The sequence below is a fragment of the Micromonospora sp. LH3U1 genome (assembly GCF_028475105.1).
In the GTDB taxonomy this organism is placed as follows: Bacteria; Actinomycetota; Actinomycetes; order Mycobacteriales; family Micromonosporaceae; genus Micromonospora.
Genome location: NZ_CP116936.1, coordinates 4,176,945 through 4,191,808 on the forward strand (window position 1 = coordinate 4,176,945; position 14,864 = coordinate 4,191,808).

The 14,864-nt window shown below is 70.3% G+C and carries 13 protein-coding genes; 7 read left to right on the top strand and 6 right to left on the bottom strand.

Translation table 11 applies throughout. From position 1 onward, the window contains the following. Positions 1–3: 3 nt before the first annotated feature. From PCA76_RS19195 to PCA76_RS19210, 4 genes are read right to left on the bottom strand one after another with little or no spacing between them, the layout of a single operon-like run. Positions 4–507 (bottom strand): hypothetical protein, encoded by a 504-nt coding sequence (locus tag PCA76_RS19195; protein ID WP_272611825.1) that lies wholly within the window; start codon positions 505–507, stop codon positions 4–6. Next, positions 504–1,967 carry a sensor histidine kinase gene (locus PCA76_RS19200; RefSeq protein WP_272611826.1) on the bottom strand — a complete coding sequence of 488 codons (1,464 nt, stop codon included), beginning with the start codon at positions 1,965–1,967 and terminating at the stop codon, positions 504–506. Before PCA76_RS19200 ends, PCA76_RS19195 begins: the two co-directional genes overlap by 4 nt. Then, complete coding sequence (locus tag PCA76_RS19205) at positions 1,964–2,659, bottom strand: response regulator transcription factor (protein WP_272611827.1); 696 nt, start codon at positions 2,657–2,659, stop codon at positions 1,964–1,966. The genes PCA76_RS19200 and PCA76_RS19205 overlap by 4 nt, the downstream gene beginning before the upstream one ends. A 19-nt stretch (positions 2,660–2,678) precedes the next feature. Beyond that, a complete protein-coding gene (locus tag PCA76_RS19210; RefSeq protein WP_272611828.1) occupies positions 2,679–3,656 on the bottom strand; it encodes a phosphatase PAP2 family protein in 978 nt (325 codons plus the stop codon). 268 nt (positions 3,657–3,924) lie between these two features. Here PCA76_RS19210 and PCA76_RS19215 point away from each other — a divergent pair, with 268 nt between their 5' ends. Continuing rightward, complete coding sequence (locus PCA76_RS19215; RefSeq protein ID WP_272611829.1) at positions 3,925–4,431, top strand: winged helix-turn-helix domain-containing protein; 507 nt, start codon at positions 3,925–3,927, stop codon at positions 4,429–4,431. A gap of 31 nt (positions 4,432–4,462) precedes the next feature. Here the strand turns inward: PCA76_RS19215 and PCA76_RS19220 are convergent, their stop codons facing one another. Further along, the gene (locus tag PCA76_RS19220) at positions 4,463–8,836 is read right to left on the bottom strand and encodes a S8 family serine peptidase (protein ID WP_272611830.1); all 4,374 of its coding nucleotides are present in this window, start codon (positions 8,834–8,836) and stop codon (positions 4,463–4,465) included. A 285-nt stretch (positions 8,837–9,121) separates the two neighbouring features. Here PCA76_RS19220 and PCA76_RS19225 point away from each other — a divergent pair, with 285 nt between their 5' ends. Continuing rightward, entirely contained in the window at positions 9,122–9,697 is a 576-nt protein-coding gene (locus tag PCA76_RS19225; RefSeq protein ID WP_272611831.1) for a winged helix-turn-helix domain-containing protein, read from the top strand. 8 nt (positions 9,698–9,705) lie between these two features. On the opposite strand, the gene PCA76_RS19230 is transcribed toward PCA76_RS19225, so the two are convergent. Further along, complete coding sequence (locus tag PCA76_RS19230; RefSeq protein ID WP_272611833.1) at positions 9,706–10,596, bottom strand: AurF N-oxygenase family protein; 891 nt, start codon at positions 10,594–10,596, stop codon at positions 9,706–9,708. 48 nt (positions 10,597–10,644) lie between these two features. Between PCA76_RS19230 and PCA76_RS19235 the strand changes: the two genes are divergently transcribed. From PCA76_RS19235 to PCA76_RS19255, 5 genes are read left to right on the top strand one after another with little or no spacing between them, the layout of a single operon-like run. Then, positions 10,645–11,373 carry a TetR/AcrR family transcriptional regulator gene (locus PCA76_RS19235; RefSeq protein WP_272611834.1) on the top strand — a complete coding sequence of 243 codons (729 nt, stop codon included), beginning with the start codon at positions 10,645–10,647 and terminating at the stop codon, positions 11,371–11,373. Next, complete coding sequence (locus tag PCA76_RS19240; RefSeq protein WP_272611835.1) at positions 11,370–11,669, top strand: DUF4873 domain-containing protein; 300 nt, start codon at positions 11,370–11,372, stop codon at positions 11,667–11,669. Before PCA76_RS19235 ends, PCA76_RS19240 begins: the two co-directional genes overlap by 4 nt. Then, entirely contained in the window at positions 11,670–13,163 is a 1,494-nt protein-coding gene (locus tag PCA76_RS19245; protein ID WP_272611836.1) for a flavin-containing monooxygenase, read from the top strand. Next, complete coding sequence (locus tag PCA76_RS19250) at positions 13,153–14,025, top strand: SDR family oxidoreductase (protein WP_272611837.1); 873 nt, start codon at positions 13,153–13,155, stop codon at positions 14,023–14,025. The genes PCA76_RS19245 and PCA76_RS19250 overlap by 11 nt, the downstream gene beginning before the upstream one ends. Then, entirely contained in the window at positions 14,022–14,849 is an 828-nt protein-coding gene (locus PCA76_RS19255; RefSeq protein WP_272611838.1) for an alpha/beta fold hydrolase, read from the top strand. The genes PCA76_RS19250 and PCA76_RS19255 overlap by 4 nt, the downstream gene beginning before the upstream one ends. The last annotated feature ends 15 nt before the right edge of the window (positions 14,850–14,864 follow it).

The window sequence follows — 14,864 nt, forward strand, 5'->3', positions numbered from 1 at the left end:
TGGTCACTCGATCGGACAGGGCCGAGGCGGTCGGGCGCCGTCGGGCCCGACGATGGTGACCTGGACCAGATTGGCCGCCACGCCAGCCTGTGCCGCCGCGGCGGCCACCGTGCAGATGATCTGGTCGGCCGCGTTCGTCGACAACGGCTGCGCCGCACCGGTCGTCCGCACCGTGATGCCGGCAGATCGATCGGCTCCCGCCTTCACCGTCACCGGGACGAGCCCGGCCGGCACCTCGCTGGTGAAACCGGCGCTGCGCTCGTTCTCGTCCGGACCGGCCGCGAGCACGGCGAGCGCCTCGGCGGGCGAGGGGGCTAGCTTTGTCGGGCGCAGGACGAGCACGAGTTCGCCCCGTGCGAGCAGGTAGAGCCCAACGCCCGTCGATGGGCCGCTGACCGCGGGGCGGCCGTGGATGACGCCGCTGGGCCGTACTCCACAACCCGCTGCGAGCAGCGTGACAAGCAGTCCACCGGCGAGCAGCGCGCGGCCCGCCCTCCGGCCGGTCACCGGGCACCTCCGGCGTCCGCCGTGTCGCGGGGCAGTCGGAGCGTGAACACCGCGCCGCCACCGGGGCCGTTGCCCGCGACGAGACTCCCTTGTCGCTCGCCATGGCGGTGCAGGCGCGCGTTCTCCCAGGCGATGGCAAGGCCGAGGCCGCTGCCCTCGGAGCGGGTTCGCGCGGTGTCGGCCTTGTAGAGCCGGTCGAAGACGTGGGGCAGCACGTCCGGTTCCAGTCCGGGCCCCTGGTCGCTGACCTCGATGGTGACCCAGTCCGGGTCGGCGCCCAGGCGCACGGACACCGGCTCGGCACCGTGCCGGAAGGCGTTGCCGACCAGGTTGGCGACGATGACGTCCAGCCTGCGGGGATCGAGCCGGGCCACGACTCCGGGCGGCAGCTCCGTCCGTACCCGGTCCACCCAGCCCCGGATCCGCAGGGTCGCGGTCAGCGCCGCGGCCACGTCCACCTCATCGAGGGCGAGCCGGGCTGTGCCGGAGTCGAACCGGCTGACCTCGATGAGGTCGTTGACCAGCTGGGTGAGGTTCTGTGTCTCCTGGCTGACCAGCCGGGCGGCCCGGCCCGCGTCGCCGGGCAGGTGGTCCGCCTCCTCGTCCAGAACGTCGGTGACCGCCGTCATCGCGGCCAACGGCGTGCGGAGTTCGTGCGAGACGTCGGCCACGAAGCGGCGAGCGTCGGACTCCATCCGCCGCAGCTCACCAACCTGCTGCTCCAGCGTGCCCGCGGTGTCGTTGAAGGTCCGCGCCACATCGGCCAGCTCGTCGGCGCCCCGGACCGTCAGCCGGGTGGTCAGGTCGCCCTCGCCGAGGCGGCGCGCCGCGCGGCCCAGGTCGCGGACGGGTCGCAGCACACCGCGGGCGGCCAGCAGGGCCAGCAGGACGGCGAGGACCAGGGACAGCCCGCCGGTCAGCCATGCCCGGGTGGCGAGCTGGTCGATGCTCTGCTGCTCCGGCAGGAGGTCGCGCACCGAGTAGACCTCCAGCCCGGACGATCGGGACGTGCCGTCGGGCTGGTCGAGCTCCAGTTGGGTGCCGATGAGCAGCATGGGTTGTCCGTCGAAGGAGACACGTTGCCAGGCGATGCGACCGTCGCCGACCTCCTGCCGCAGCTCGGGGGTGAGGGGGTCGGGGTCGGGCCCCGTACTGCCCTGCGACCGCATGTCCCGGTAGACGACCACCGCGGAGCTCTCGCGGTCGGAGAGGCGCTGGGCCAGCAGGTTGAGTTCGTCCTGGGTCGGCGGGAGCTGGGCTATCGGGTAGACCTTGGTGAGTTGATCGGTCAGCGACATCACCGCGGCGTCCTGCGCCTGCTGGAGGATGACGGTTCGGGCCTGGAAGTAGCTGCCGCTGGCTACGACCGCCGTGGTGGTCACGCCCAACAACACGAACGCCAGGAGCAGCCGGACCCGCAGACCGGAGACCCTGGCGGCGGCCCAGCGCCAGAATGTCACAGCGGCCCGAACCGATATCCGAAACCGCGCACGGTCTGGATGAAGACCGGCGCCGACGAGTCGGCCTCAATTTTGGCGCGCACCCGCTGGACACACGCGTCCACGAGCCGCGAGTCGCCGAGATACCCGTGCTCCCACACGGCCTCCAGCAGTTGCTGGCGGCTGAGCACCTGGCCTGGCGTGTGCGAGAGCTCGAGCAGCAGACGCAGCTCCGTCGGCGCGAGGCTGACCGGCGTCCCGTCCTTGCTGACCACCAGTGCGGCGCGGTCGATGGTCAGTACGCCGTGCTGTTCCAGGCCGGACCGCTCGCCGCCGGTACGCCGGGACTCGCCACCGGTCCGTCGCAGCACCGCGCGGATGCGCGCCTCGAGCACCCGGGCCTGCACGGGCTTGACCACGTAGTCGTCGGCACCGGCCTCCAGACCCGCCACCACGTCCATGTCGTCGTTGCGGGCGGTGAGCATGATGATCGGCAGGTCGCCGAGCTGCCGGATCCGGCGACAGACCTCGAACCCGTCCATCCCGGGCAGCATGAGATCGAGAACCACGACATCGGACGCGGTGGTGCGCAGCCGCGCCAACCCCTGCTCACCAGTCTCCACGGCATGCACCGTGTGACCCTGTCGGGTGAGCGCCAACTGCAGTCCCTCACGCACCGTCTGGTGGTCTTCGATCAGCAGGACCTGGGACATGTCGTCAAGTATCCCATCATCAGATATCTCGGGGTTCGGTCGATGACTGCACCTGCGGGTGACGCCGCCCGCAGAGCGGGACCGCGAAATCCGTCGAACGCACCAGGAACACCACCGAACCCACCAGGAACATCGTCGAAGCGCCGGCCGCCACGATGGCAACGAGCGCACCGCGCTGCACCGAACCGGCCAGATCGGGTACGACCACCACAAGCGCCCAGACCAGCACGACCAGCCCGAGCGCCGCCTCGGCCAGTCCGCGCCACAGGCTCGCGCCGTCCGACCCGCCGTCCGCGTCCCGATCACCACTCCAGGCCGCCAACGCGGCCGCGGCCAGGTAGAACATCGCCGCCCCCAGCAGTACGCCGCCGAGCGCGTCACTGAACCGGTGCCAGCCCGCGATCATCGTGGCCGAGGCGATGACCGTGACGCCTGCCGCGCCCGGCACCGCCAGCCAACGCCGGGCCCACCCGGGCAGGACCAGCATGAACGCCAACAGCAGGGCCGTCGCCGCCGCGACGTGACCGCTGGGGAAACTGTTGTGGGTGGTCGAACTCTCGATCTGGAGATCCGGGCGGGGCAGCGCCGACTTCACCGCGCCGGCCACCACCACCGCGCAGAGAACCATGCCCACGCCGACGACCCCCGCCACCAGCCGTCGGCGGAGCACACCCACCAGCAGCACCCCGCCAAGCAGGGCGGCGATGAGAGTGGGGCTGCCGAAGGTTGCCAGCACGGTCTTGGCCGGACCCACCAGGGCCGTCTCCTGCTCGTACCCCCCGCCCCGCTCGGCGCGGGGCAGGAGCATCCCGTCCAGCCACTGACCGGGGTACGTCCGCACGAAGACGATGGCGGTGAGAGCCAGGGCGAGCAGACAGCACAGCGCCGCCGCGAGCAGACGAAGACCCAGCGGCACCGCCGCGCGGGCGTGTGGCAGCGGTCGCGCCGGCTGCGGGCCGGGTGACCGCCCGACGGGATACAGCGATCCGATGGACATGGCGACCATGCTCGCCCCGGCAGGTCCGTACGCCGTACACGGATTGTCTTGGTTCTGTCACAACTGCCCGCGTTGCCTCCGGGAAGCGGATCGTCGGCGGGAGGGCCCGACGAGCCTCGACGGCGCGGTGGGATTCACATGCTTACATGCAACTATGTTTTACCCAGCCGAGATCAGTCACCACTAGGGTCAGGGCGCCGATCGATGTTTCGGTCGACGTTGCGAAAAATCCATCCGGAGTGAGTTGGGAACCGGAAGGGGTTGGGGAATGCAGGGAACTCCAGTCGCCAGCCTGGTCATCGGCATCGCGTCCTCGCCGGCCGAACGCCGACATCTGGCCCGGCTGCTCGGCGCAAGTGATGCCTTCCTGATCGTCTCTAACGTCGACCAGGCACGAGAGTTCCTCGGGGTGGTCGAGACGCCTCCCGTCGCGGCTCCACCGACCCGAGCCATGCTCGCCGAGGTTGCGCCGAGCCCGCAGCCGCCGCCACCCGACCTGGCCGTCGACTCCGACCGCCGGGTGCTGCGGTGGCGCGACCAGGAGATCGACCTGACCCGGTTGGAACACGACGTCCTGCTCTGCCTGGTGCACGCGCCCGGGCAGATCTGGACCTACGAGCGCCTGCACCTCGAAGTCTGGGGCAACCGCCACCTCGGTCGCGGCTCCGACATGCACTCGGTGGTCCGCCGGGTGCGCGGCAAGCTCGCCAGGCTGAACGCGGCGGCGACGATCCACTCGGTACGCGGAGTCGGCTTCCGGCTAGCCCCCGTCTGATCCGCCGGACTTTTTCGCTACCGCTCAGGCGTCAGCACCGGATGGGCGCCAACCCGAAGTTCTCCACCGTGGGAGTGGTGGTGTCGATCCTCGTCTGACGGGTCTGAGGCTTCCAGCCGTCCTTGGCGACGATCATCGTGAGCGGGTTGTTGCGGCGGTCCACCCAGTAGGCGTACTTGCCCTCCGCGTCGGTGGCGAAGGTCAACGACGACGCCCACGAGTCGACCTGGACGACCGCGCCGGTGAGCGGCGAGGTCGCACCCTGGCAGCTGGTGCCGGTGACCGTACCCATGAGCTTGCCCCAGGTCTTCGGGGGGTTCGCGGTCATGGTCACCGCGACCGGCGCCACCGAGTACGGCGTGTTCTCCGAGATCGCGACCGCGCCGGAGTAGGTGCCCGGCTGGTCCACGTTCGCCGCCAGTCCGACGGTGACCGTGACCTTCGCACCCGGCGCGAGGGTGACCGCCGACTTGTCGATGGTCATCCAGCTGACGTCGGCGCCCGCCTCGGCACATCCCTCGAAGCCCGGCAGGACCTCGCTGTCCGCAGCCGCGTTGAAGCTGCCGGACGAGCCGCCGACCTTGTAGAAGCCGCACGCCGCGCCGCCACGGTAACGCGCGGTGTTGGAGTTCGGCAGGTTGGACCACGAACCGGCGGCCGGGTCGAAGGCGAAGCCGGCGTTGCTGATGGCCCCACCCTGCGAACCACCGACGACGAGCAGCTTGCCGCTGGCGACAGCGTACGAGCTGGCCCAGTTGTCGGACGGCGCGTCGGCGATGGCGGTCCAGGTGTTGGCACCCGGGTCGTAGGCGTAGCTGGACTTCTGCGCGGCGGCACCGTCGTTGCCGCCGGTGCAGTAGACGATGCCGTCGATCCCGCCGCAGGAGGCGAAGGCCACCGACTTCGGGTAGTTGGCCAACGTCTCCCAGGTGTCACTGCCCGGGTCGTACCGGACGACGCTGTTCGACATCGGCAGGCAGCTCGCGGTGGTGCAGCCACCGATCGCGTACAGCTTGCCGTCGACGACGGCCTGACCGGCGGCAGCCCGCGGTGTCGGGTTGTCGGCCAGTTCGGTCCAGGTGTTGGCACCCGGGTCGTACGACCAGGTGGCGGAGTCCGGGCCCGCGTCGGCCCAGCCACCGCTAGCGATGATCTTCCCGTCCACGACGCCCACCGTCAGGGCGTTGCGGGCGCCGGGAAGGTCGGCGATCGCCGTCCAGGTCTGCGCGGCCGGGTCGTAGGCGTAGTTCTTGGTGGTGGAGGCGGTACCGTCGCCACCACCGAGCGAATACACCTTGCCGTCCAGGCTCACCACCCGGTTGTCCATGATCGCGGCCGGGTAGTTGGCGATGCCGGTCCACGGTGCCGCCTGCGGGACGACCCCAGCGGCGGCGGCCTTGGCCTCCTTGCCGGACGCCTTGGCGGCGAACGACGTCGGGACGGTGAGCCGCTGCTCCGGCGCGCCGCTGGCCCCGAGCACCTGCTGCCTGGTGACCTTGGACCCGTCCGCCCGGAGGAGTTCGAACCCGTTGTCACGCTCACTGAACTTGACCTCGACCGGCGCGCCGCCGGTGTTGGTCACCGTGAACGTCTTGTTGGCCTTGCCGTTGGGGATCTGGAGTGTCGCGCTCAGCTGCGTCGGTGTCACCTTCAGTCGACCGGCCGCGAGCTGGAAGTTCGCGACGGTCGCCCAGTCGGCCTCGATGTCGACCTGCTTGGTCTCGCTGACGTAGTTGCCGGCGGTCGCGGTGAACGGGTGCTCCCCGGTCAGCGTCGAGTAGATCCAGTAGAAGCCGTCGGCAAGCCCCGGGTCGTCCGGCGTCGCCACCGTGACGGCCTTCTCGGCGGGCCGGTCCTTGCTGGTGACGGTCGCACCGTTGACGTAGCTGTCGTCGTTCTTGTCGCGGACGTTACCGACGACCAGACCGCCGTCGACCGGCACGCAGGTGAGCTGGCTGCCGATCAGAACGCTGTCGACCTCCCACCACCACTCGTACGAGGCGTCGTAGTAGTGGAACCGCACCTGCACCTGCGCCTTACCGGCCGCCTGCGGGATCGGGATCTCGGTCAGCTTCGGGCCCCGGACGTCGGTCTCCTGGCGGAGCACGTTGGTCCAGGTGGCGCCACCGTCGATGCTCAGATCGACATCGGCGGTGTCGTCGTTCAGCTGGTTGAAGTCCTGGTTGAACCGGATGACCGGGGCCGTAACGGCCGTCAGGTTGACCACCGGGCTGACCAGGGAGGTGTCCTGGCTGGTGCCCGCTCCGTAGGCGTCGCTGTCGATCATCGCGAAGTTGCCGCTGCCGCCGGTCAGGTTGCCCCGGTCGCCGTCGTCGGTGAACTTCCAGACCTGACCGCTGCCCGCGTTGTCCACGACAGTCCAACCGGCCGGCGTGGTCGTGCCGTCGAACGTCTCGTACTCACCGTCGGAGCCGAACGCGTATCCGGGCGCGGTGGTGCAGGAGGTGGTGTCCACCGGCACGGCGACGTTGGCGGTGACGTTGCCCGAGCCGACCACGACCTGCTTGGTGACGGTCTGGTAGCCCGGGTACTGCGACTCGTACGTCAGGGTGTACGTCTGCCCGGCCGGCAGCTTGAGGCTGTAGCGGCCGTTCGACGGCGTGGTGTAGTCGTAGACGCCGGACACACCGGACACGGTCACCTTCGCGTACAACGGCCAGCCGTGGCCGGAGCCGTCGGTGACCGCTCCGGTGACGTTGACACTCGGCACCGGCGTCAGCGCGACGTTGAGCGTCGTGGTCGCCGCCTTGGCGACCGTCGCCGACTTCGAGGTGTTGGCGTACCCGAACGCCGCCACGGCGACCTGGTAGTCGCCGGTGGGGAGCTGGGTGGAGTACTTGCCGTCGGCACCGGTGGTCAGCTCACGCGCCGTCGGGCCGGTGAGCGTCAGGGTCGCGCCAGCGATGGGGGCGCCGGTGGCCGCGTCGGTGACCGTGCCGGCCAGGGTGCCGATGTCGCCGGTCGGGGCGGCGTTGAGCAGTGCGAGCGCGTCCAGCCGACCTTCGCCGTAGACATTGTTGTCGGCCGCGGTGCCACCACACTGGTCGTCGGCCTTGTCGACCGCGGCGCCGTTGAGCAGCGCGCGGGTCGCGTCGATGTCACCGACGAGCGACGGAGCCGCCGAGTACAGCAACGCGATCGCACCCGCGAGGTGCGGTGCGGCCATCGAGGTGCCGCTGATGCTGCCGTAGGCGTTGCCCGGAATGCTCGACCGGACGTTCACGCCGGGCGCCGAGATGTTGGGCTTGATCTCGCCGTTCTGCCCGGCACCCCGGGCGGAGAAGCCGGCGACGTTGTTGTTGACGTCGTACGCGCCGGTGGAGTAGTTGCTGGCGAGGCTGCCCGGCGAACCACTGGTCTGGCATGCCGGCCCGCTGTTGCCGTTGGACCAGACGCCGAAGATTCCGGACGCGGCCCAGGCCAGCGTCACGTCCTCCATGAAGGGCTCGTTGGACGGGTCCCGGGTGCCCCACGAGTTGTTGATGACGTTCGGTCGCTTGCTCGCGTCCGCGTTCTGGCCGTTGAGGTCCAACGGCTCGAGCATCCACTGACCGGACTCGACCAGGGCGGCGTCGCTGGGGCAGCAACCGTTCGCCGCGATCCACTTCACCCCGGGTGCGACACCGATCTGGTTCGCGCCGTCGGAGCCGGCCATGGTGCCCATCGTGTGCGTACCGTGGCCATCGTTGTCACAGGGTGCGGCCGCGCAGCTGTCGGCGGCGTTGAACCAGTTGTAGTTGTGGTCGAAGGTCCCGTCGCCGTTGTTGCCCCGGTAGGAGTTCACCAGCGCCGGGTGGTTGAACTGGACCCCGGTGTCGATGTTCGCGATGGTGATGCCCTCGCCCTTGACGCCGTACTGGGACCAGACGTCGTCGGCGTTGATGTTGGCGACGCCCCACTCGAGGGCGTTCACGGTCTTCTCGTCGGTGCCCTTGGTGGTCTCGGGCACCTTGTAGGCAACCGGGGCGTAGAGGCCCTCGACCTCCGAGTGGCCGGCGAACTTCTGCGCCATCGCCAGCGAGCCACTGCTCACCTTGATCGCGTTGGTGGCCCAGAAGGTCTGGTACTTCGCGCCCGAGCTGTCGAGGTCGGCCCGAATCTTGCCCTGGCTCGCGGCGGCGGTCGTACGCAGAGCGTCCGCAACCGCCGTGCCACGCTTCGACCAGTCCTTGATGGCACTGGCCTTGCTGAGGTCCGCCCGGTCCTTGAACCGGATCCAGAAGTCCCCTTCACTCTTGGCCTGGAGCTGCTTCGCGAGCTCTGGTCGGATCTTGTCCCCCGTGGGGGCGCCCGCCCCCATTCCGCCGCCCGGCGCCGCCTGCGCGCCTGAGCTGATGGTGGCCAAGCATGTCGCGGCGAGGATCGTCGCCGCTCCGGCGCTCACCAGTGATCTGGCTGTGCGCCGCCATTGTGGACGTCTGAACATTGGTGCTGCCTCCCTCAGAACGACCCAGGGTGTAATGGGCCACGGTGGAGGTGCGGAAGGTTCGCCTCGATGGAACCGAGCGAACGAACCCCCTCCATGCCTCCCCATGCACCGCGCGGGTCACGCCGGTTGCCCGAGTGGACACTATGATCGATAAGAACGGACGATCAAGAACTTGCCGTGAGCAACTTGTCGCTAAGGGTTGCCCTGCTGGCGGCGCGCTTGCCAATCATTGTCAGGACCATGACGAGAGCTGGGCAGGGATGCCCATCGATCCCGGGCGGTGCTGTGGCCGAGGACGACGAGGCGACGTTGAACAGGGGTGATCCGGCCGACGAGCCGTTCCCACTGCTGATCGCGGTGACCCCGTCGCCGGCCGAACGCATCAGGCTCGCGGAGCTCCTCGACGGCATCGCACCGCTGCTGCTGGTGGCCGACCTCGACGAGCTACGCCGACTGATCGCTGCTCCGCAGCAGGTGGCCGCCGCCCCGGCCGAGCCGGCGCCCGCTGCCGCCCTGGTGATCGATTCGGCCCGGTCCAGCGCACGCTGCGGGGGCCGCGAAGTCGACCTCACCCGACTGGAACACGACCTGCTGACCTGCCTGATCACCGAGCCCGCCCGGGTCTGGAGCTACGCGGAGTTACACCGGTCGGTGTGGGGTGACGAGGGGCGGGAACGCAAGGCGGACGTGCAGTCGCTGGTGAAGCGGCTACGCCGCAAGCTCAACGACCTCGGCACCGGCGCCACCATCGATGTCGTTCGAGGTGTGGGGCTGCGGCTGACCGATCACCAGCAGGCGCGGGTCGAACGAGCCTGACGGCCGGGTCAGATCAGCCCGGCCCGCGCCCACAGCAGACGCCCCGGCCCGGCCACCAGGCCAACGTCCGCCAGGTTGGCGTACACCCGCGCCGCCGACCAGCGCAGGGTGGCGCGCCAGTGCGGGTTGGCGCGGGCAGCGGCCCGGCCGACCGCCGGTGGGATACCCACTGCCGCGTACGCGTCGGGATGGACCAGGCGGTTCGCGATCGTGTAGGCGGCACGACCGACCAACAGTCGGGCGTACTCCATACCCACCGGGCCGGTGTCCGCGACCGCGGTGGCCAGTTCCTCGCGGGCGAATCGGACGTGTCGCGCCTCTTCCACCACATGGATGCGGGAGACCATCCGGATGAGGGGTTGGAGCGACTCGTCTGCCATGATCTCGCGCTGGAACGCGTCGAGGATCTCCTCGGCGATGAGGATCGCGGCGTACATGCGGGGGCCGCTCGCGGTGGCCTTGAGGAAACGCCCGAGGTGGTGGTCCACCGTGCTCGCCCGGTAGACCGGGCAGCCCATCGCCTCGATCAGCCGGCCGAACATGATGGAGTGCCGGCACTCGTCGGCGACCTCGGTCAGCGCGTACTGGGCCTGCCGACTCGTCGGGTCGGCGCCGTAGTACTCCCGGATGAGCATCTGCATGAGGATCGTCTCGAACCACAGCCCGGCGCTGGCCGCGCTGGCCACCTCGTGCTTGGTGAGCTCGACGCGCTGCTCCTCACTGAGCTGCTCCCACAGCGACGTGCCGTAGAGGCTGCTGCGGTGCGGCGGGAGCCAGTAGGCGCCCGGAGTGTGCGGGGCGTCCCAGTCGATCTCGACGGTGGGGTCGTAGCTGGTGCGCAGTGACGACGCGAGCAGTCGCTCGGCGACCGCAGCGCCCTCGGGGTCCGCCGTCTCCATGGTTCCTCCATATTGACGTGACGTCTGGTAACTGTTACGAGTAGTAGCATGCAATCGCCGCGCAAGGATGTCAATGGATCCGACCCGCCGGCCGCGTCCCCCGACGGCGGTCGGAAGGCGACGGGCAACGGCCGCCGGGACCGCTGGGCCGGCCATCGTGAGCAGCGCAGGCAGGCACTGATCGGCGCCGCCGTGCAGGCGTTGCTGCGGCACGGGCCGGAGGTCGACATGGACCAGGTGGCCGCCACCGCTGGCGTCAGCAAGCCGGTTCTCTACCGCTACTTCGCCGACAAGTCGGAACTCTGGGTCGCGGTGAGCGAGGTGGTGGCCGCCCGGGTCGTCGACGCCATCGCGCCCGCGATCGAGCAGGTCCGCGAGGAACGCGCCCTCGTCGAGGCGACGATCGACGCGTACCTCCGCGTGATCGAATCACAGCCCACGCTCTACCGGTTCCTGATGCGCCAGTCCGGTCAACCCGGCATCCACCAGGTCGTCGCCGGGACCAGCCGGCAGGTGGCCGCCGGGCTCGCCCGGGTGATCGGCGACCGGCTGCGTTCACTGGGCCTGGACGCCGGCCCCGCGGAGCCATGGGCGTACGGCCTGGTGGGCTTCGTGCAGGCGGTCGGCGACTGGTGGACCACGCACGGCCAGCCGATCGGCCGGGCCGCCCTCACCGACTACCTGACCGCTCTGCTGTGGAGTGGAATCGAGGGGGTGCGGGCCAGCGCCGACCTGCCGCGCGAGCTGACCCGCGCCCACGAGCGGATCGTGCCGTGAGCTACCACGGCCCGGCGGGCGTCGAGGGCACCTCGGTCCGGGTGCACCTCAGCGGGCGGTGGGAGCCGGTCGACGGCCGCTACCACTGGGGTGGGCGGATCGAGCCCGAGCCACGGGTGGCCCGCCTACTGCGCTCCGGTCGGCGCGACGTCGAGTTGCGCATCGCCGACCGCGTCCGACCCGCCCGGCTGGCCGAGGTCGATCCGTGGGGCGGCGTACGAATCACCGGCGTGGGCGATCCACCCTGGCCGCCCGTGGCCGATCCGACTGCCGCACCCGAGCTCACGGAGGAGTGAATGGAGACAGACGTTGCCATCATCGGCGCCGGCTTCGGAGGCCTGGGCGCCGCCATCCGCCTACAGCGGGCCGGTTTCACCGACTTCCTCGTCTTCGACCGGGGTGAGGACGTCGGCGGTACCTGGCGTGACAACAGCTACCCCGGCTGCGCCTGCGACGTCCCGTCGCACCTCTACTCGTTCTCCTTCGCTCCCAACCCCCGCTGGTCGAACACCTTCTCCGGTCAGGCGGAAATCTGGGACTACCTGCGCGGCTGTGTCGACCGCTTCGGCATACGCCCGAAGTTGCGGATGCGCCACGAGGTGCTGGAGGCACGCTGGGACGACCAGCGCCAACGCTGGCTGCTGCGCACCTCCGGCGGCGACCACACCGCCCGGGTCCTGATCTGCGCCGCCGGCCCGCTCAGCGACCCCGCCATCCCCGACCTGCCCGGGATCGACGAGTTCGCCGGCACGGTCTTCCACTCCGCCCGTTGGCGGCACGACCACGACCTGACCGGACGCCGCGTCGCGGTGATCGGCACCGGCGCCTCGGCGGTCCAACTCGTGCCACAGATCCAGCCGACGGTCGAGAAGCTGGCGCTCTTCCAGCGCACCCCCGCCTGGATCATGCCGCGGCTGTCGCGCCGGATCAGTCGGGTCGAGAAGGCCGCGTTCCGCACGGTTCCCGGGGCGCAGCGGGCCGTCCGGGCAGGGCTCTATCTGGTACGCGAGAGCATGGGCCTGGGCTTCCTGCACCCGGCGGTCAACCGCCTCGCCTCGCGCCTGTCCCTGCGTACGCTGCGGCGTCAGGTCACCGACCCGCACCTGCGGGACAAGCTCACCCCGCGGTACGCGATGGGCTGCAAGCGGGTCCTGATCTCCAACGACTACTGGCCGTCGCTCGCCCAGCCGAACGTCGACGTGGTCACCGCCGGCATCGCCCGGATCGTGCCGGATGGCCTGCTGACTGCCGACGGCGTACACCACCCGGCGGACACCATCATCTTCGGCACCGGCTTCCACGTCACCGACTCCCCCGTCGTGCGGCGCATCCACGGCCGGGGCGGGCGCAGCCTGGGCGAGGCGTGGACCCCGAGCATGCACGCGTACCGGGGCACCACCATCGCCGGCTTCCCCAACCTGTTCTTTCTCCTCGGCCCGAACACCGGGCTGGGGCACACCTCCGTGGTGCTGATGATCGAGGCGCAGTTGCGCCTGGTGGTCGCGGCGCTGCGACACATGCGGGCCAAGGACATCCAGGCCATCGAGCCCACCGGTGATGCCCAGCGGCGCTGGACCGAACAGATCGATCAGAAGATGACCGGCACCGTGTGGGCGACCGGCTGTCAGAGCTGGTACCTCGACGCCACCGGCCGTAACACCACCATCTGGCCGGGTTTCGCCACGAGCTTCCGGCTGCGGCTGCGCCGGTTCCGCCCGGCCGACTACCGGGTGGCGACGACCGGTAACACCCCTAACGAGACAGAACGGGAGCACGCCGATGCGGTATGACCTGGCGGGCAAGACGGTGCTCATCACCGGCGCGGCGCGCGGCATCGGGGCGCAACTGGCCCGCGAGGCCGTCGCCCGCGGGGCCCAGGTTGCCCTCGTGGGCCTGGAAGCCGAGTTGCTCAAACAGCTCGGTGCCGACCTCGACGCGCACTGGCACGAGTGCGACGTCACGGACCAGGCGGCGCTGGAGGCCGCGGTGGCCTCCACGGTGGACCGTTTCGGCGGTATCGACGTGGTCGTCGCGAACGCCGGTATCGCCAACCTCGGTACCGTCGCCGTCGGACCGGTCGACGCGTTGGTCCGTACCGTCGAGGTGAACCTCTGCGGCGCGATCCGCACGGTCAGCGCGGCGCTGCCCCACGTCATCGCCGCTCGTGGCCACGTAATGATCGTCTCGTCGGCGGCCGCCTTCACGGCGATGCCCGGCATGGCTGCCTACTGTGCGTCGAAGGCGGGCGTGGAGCAGTTCGCCAACGTACTGCGCCTGGAGACCCGCCCGGCCGGCGTCACCGTCGGCACCGCGCACCCGATCTGGATCGACACCGACCTGGTCCGCGACATCCGTGACGACCTGCCGTCGTTCCGCACCGCGCTGCGCCGGCTGCCGTGGCCGCTCTCCACCGTCGTGCCTGTCGAGCAGTGCGTCGAGGCCCTGCTCCGCGGCATCGAGCGGCGCAAGCGCAAGGTGTACGTGCCACGGTCGCTGGCCATGGTGCAGGCGCTGCGCCCGGTGGTGCTGAGCGGTTTCTCGGACTCGTTGATCACGCGGTTCGGCGGCCAGACCATGGTCGGTCAGATGGAGGACGAGGTACGCCAGCTCGGGCGTTCCTTCGGCAGGACGTCGGTGGGAGATCAGTCATGACCGTTCACTTCCGTCGCGCGGGCAGCGGCGAGCCGCTCGTGCTCATCCACGGCATCGGTCACCGTCACGAGGCATGGGAGCCGGTGTTCGACCGGCTCACCGCCCACCACGACGTGATCGCGCTAGACCTGCCCGGCTTCGGGAATTCCCCGGTGCCCGGCACCGGCATGCCCGCTGACATGGCCGCCACCGTTGCCTCGGTCCTGCCGGTCCTGGCCGAGTGGGGGCTGGAGCGTCCGCACGTCGCCGGATACAGCCTCGGTGGGGCGATCGGCCTGGAGCTTGCCGCCACCGGGGCGGTCGCTTCGGCCACCGCCTTCTCCCCCGCCGGGTTCTTCACCCCGGCGGAGCGCCGGCGGGCACTGGCCATCCTCAGGATGTTGCGGGCCAACTCGTACCTGCCCACTCCGATCATGCGGGTCGCGCTGCGCTCGGCGTACCTGCGGGCGTTGTGCTTCGCGCCGCTGATGGCCCGCCCGACGCTGTTGGACGTCGACCGCGCGCTGGGTGACGCGCTCGCCCTGCGGCGCGGGCTCGGTTTCAACGCCGTGGCCCGAGCCGCCCGCCACTACCGCTTCGACTGCCTCCGGTTGTCCGACGCGACGGTGCCGGTGACCGTCGGCTGGGGCGACCGCGACCGCATCTTCGGCGTCCACCAGGCCGAGCGCGTCCGGGCCGGCCTGCCGGCAGCCCGGGTCGTGACGCTGCCCCGTTGCGGGCACGTGCCGATGAGCGACGACCCGGACCTGGTGGCCGGGCTCATCCTGGAGACCACCGGCGCCGTGCCCCGCACCGAACGACCGGACCCGTCGGTGGCCGCCTAGCAGCGCGGTCAGGAA